This window comes from Ornithinibacter sp. (genome assembly GCF_035443565.1).
Taxonomy (GTDB): Bacteria; Actinomycetota; Actinomycetes; order Actinomycetales; family Dermatophilaceae; genus Fodinibacter.
Genome location: NZ_DAORSO010000222.1, coordinates 1 through 2,735, shown reverse-complemented (window position 1 = coordinate 2,735; position 2,735 = coordinate 1). Strand labels below are relative to the sequence as shown.

At 70.6% G+C, this 2,735-nt stretch carries 4 protein-coding genes; 2 read left to right on the top strand and 2 right to left on the bottom strand.

Translation table 11 applies throughout. The features are described 5' to 3' along the window. Window positions 1–153: 153 nt before the first annotated feature. Complete coding sequence (locus tag PLL68_RS13645; protein WP_324534981.1) at window positions 154–324, top strand: hypothetical protein; 171 nt, start codon at window positions 154–156, stop codon at window positions 322–324. Window positions 325–374: 50 nt separating this feature from the next. Here the strand turns inward: PLL68_RS13645 and PLL68_RS13640 are convergent, their stop codons facing one another. Continuing rightward, window positions 375–998 carry an alpha-ketoglutarate-dependent dioxygenase AlkB gene (locus PLL68_RS13640; protein ID WP_324534979.1) on the bottom strand — a complete coding sequence of 208 codons (624 nt, stop codon included), beginning with the start codon at window positions 996–998 and terminating at the stop codon, window positions 375–377. Window positions 999–1,084: 86 nt separating this feature from the next. Between PLL68_RS13640 and PLL68_RS13635 the strand changes: the two genes are divergently transcribed. Beyond that, a complete protein-coding gene (locus PLL68_RS13635; protein WP_324534977.1) occupies window positions 1,085–1,771 on the top strand; it encodes an SDR family NAD(P)-dependent oxidoreductase in 687 nt (228 codons plus the stop codon). 2 nt (window positions 1,772–1,773) lie between these two features. On the opposite strand, the gene PLL68_RS13630 is transcribed toward PLL68_RS13635, so the two are convergent. Continuing rightward, entirely contained in the window at window positions 1,774–2,487 is a 714-nt protein-coding gene (locus tag PLL68_RS13630; RefSeq protein WP_324534975.1) for a hypothetical protein, read from the bottom strand. Window positions 2,488–2,735 lie beyond the last annotated feature (248 nt).

Below are 2,735 nucleotides of genomic sequence, written 5' to 3'. Positions count from 1 at the left end.
GCGGTCAACCGGGCCGAGCGCGACGCCGTCGTCCCGGCCTGAACCCACCGAGAGCACCCTTCCGGGCACGGCCGAACGGTCGATGCATAGCTCCTCGGGAGGGGTTGATGCTGGTACTCGGCGCCCAAGCAACACCCCGATCTAGGAGGCCGCATGGATCTCATTGAGTGGGTGGTGGGGTTCGCCACGTTCATCGTCGTCGCGGTGGGCATCACCCTTGCGCTTGAGGTCGTGCTTCCCGGAAGTGCCACAAACCCGTTCGCGGGCGCCGGAGTCGGCGCCCTTGCAGGCTGGGGAGTCACAAAGTTGTTTGGAGACGACTGAACAACCGCACCGCTGGGTCCGCTGATCTCCGGGTAGCCACGTGGCAGGCGTCAGCGCACGCCGGCGACCCGGAACTGCACCGAGATTCGCGGCCCGACGACCTTGGTGGTCTTGGGGACGCAGTGGTCCCAGGTGCGCTGGCACGAGCCACCCATGACCAGCAGGTCCCCGTGGCCGGCAGCCAGGCGCACCGAGGAGCCACCGCCGCGGGGACGCAGCACCAGGTCGCGTGGCGCGCCGACCGAGACGATCGCGACCATCGTGTCCTGATCGCGTGATCGCCCGATGCGGTCGCCGTGCCACGCGACCGAGTCGTGTCCGTCGCGGTACAGGCACAGCCCGGCCGTGACGAACGGCTCGCCGAGCTCGTGGGCGTAGTGCCGCGAGAGCGCGTCGCGGCACTCGGCGAGTGCAGGGTGGGGGAGCGGGTCCTCGGCGCCGTAGAAGCACTGGAGCCGCGGCACGTCGACGACCGAGTCGTACATCTGGCGGCGTTCGGCGTGCCACGGCACGTCGCGACGCAGCGCGGTATACAACTCGTCCGCACCGCCGATCCAGCCCGGCCTCAGGTCGACCCAGGCGGTGTCGTCGAGCTGGCTTCGGCGCACGGCGCCGAGGGGATGGACGATCACCTCGTCGGCCAGGTCGAGCAGCGACCCCTGGAGTACGGACACGGTGCGACCATAGACGCGATTCGAACGGATGTCCACAACGTTGCACACACCTTGCGGTGCGTGTCCGGATGCCGTGGGGTGGGGGGATGAGCGCCCACCCCCTGACCGGTTCCGTCGTCGCAGTGCTTGGCGCCTCGGGCGCCCTGGGGTCACGGATCGCTCGAGGTGCCCACGAGCGCGGGGCCCACGTGGTGCTCGTCGGTCGGGATGAGGCCCGGCTGAGCGCGGTCGTCGAGGGTGCCGCGGTCGTCGTCGGGGACATCGCGGATGCCGGTCTCGGAGACCGAGTGGTCGCGGCCGCCACCGAGCACCACGGCGGTCTGGACGGGCTCGTCAACGCCGCCGGGGTGGTGGCGTTCGGGCCGCTCCTGGACACCGATGACGCCGTCATCGAGGAGCTCTTCCTCACCAACGCGCTCGGCCCGCTGTTCCTGCTGCGCCGGGTCGTGCCGGCCCTGGCGCAGCGACGAGGTTTCGTCGCCCAGGTCAGCGCCGTCGTCGCCGAGCAGCCACTGCCCGGGATGGCGGCCTACGCCGCCAGCAAGGCCGCACTGACCGCGGCCGACAAGGCCCTCACCCGCGAACTACGTCGCTGCGGCGTCGACGTCATCGACATCCGGCCACCGCACACCGAGACCGGCCTGGCCGGGCGTCCGCTCGCGGGGACGGCACCGCCCCTGCCGCAGGGACTGGACCCGGATGCCGTCGCCCGCCAGATCCTGGATGCCGTGGAGTCCGGCCGCCCCGAGCTCGCCTCCACCGACTTCGCCTGAGCTCAGCGCGACTCCGGCTCGGCGTCGTCGTCCGGTTCCTGCGGATCGGGCGCGATCGACAGGTGCGAGCCGAACGCGGAACCACTCATCGGTGCATAGGCGAACCACCCCAAGCCTTCCCCCGGCGGGGGAGGCGCGTCCCACAACACGTCCTCGCGGGCCGCGGCATCGCGCAGTGCGGCCAGGTCGATGCGCGCCGAGGACTCGGGAACCCCGAGGTGGGACCACTCGACCACGACCTCGAAGGAGTCGCCGTCGGGGATGGGGTACAGCCACCAGGATGACGAGGCTCGGCCCATCTCGCCGACGCCGCCCATCTGCGTGAGTGACACGGTGGGTTCGTCGGCGCCCTTGGCGCCCTCGACCTCCTCGAGCGGAGGCGAGTGCGGGTGCCGGTGACCCAGTCGAGTGCCGTCGGCCAGTTGCACCCCGACGCGTGGTTCCTGATCCCTCCAGTGCTGGCGTTGGTCGCTCTGGCGTGGCTGGCTGCCGGGTCGCACCCATGTCGAGATGTGCAGGGCGAGCCCTCGGCGGTAACAGTCGACGTGGGTGATCTTGCTGACGACGTCGGTGCTTCGGTACAGGTCGATCGACAACGGCGCGACCACTCCGGCGATGTGCGTCGGCGGGATCCACGGGATGTCGAGCAGCTGCTCGCCCTCGTCCGGGATCTCCTCGGGGTCCGGCGCGGGCTCGAAGAACGGTTCATCTCTCACCCGCCGCATCCTGTCAGAAAGGGTTCAGCCTCGCCGGATGACCTGCCCGCTGAACGACCGCTCCACGGGTGCGCTGTCGTTGGGGTCGAAGCTGGCGGCGAACCCGAGCCCGATGCTAGCCCCGTGTTCGGGGACGCTGCCACGATGGCGCGGCCCGGCATCCCCGCGATGTCAGCGCGAGCACCGACAATGATGCGGTGCCCCTCTACCGCGACGAGGCGATCGTCCTGCGCACCCAGAAGCTGGGT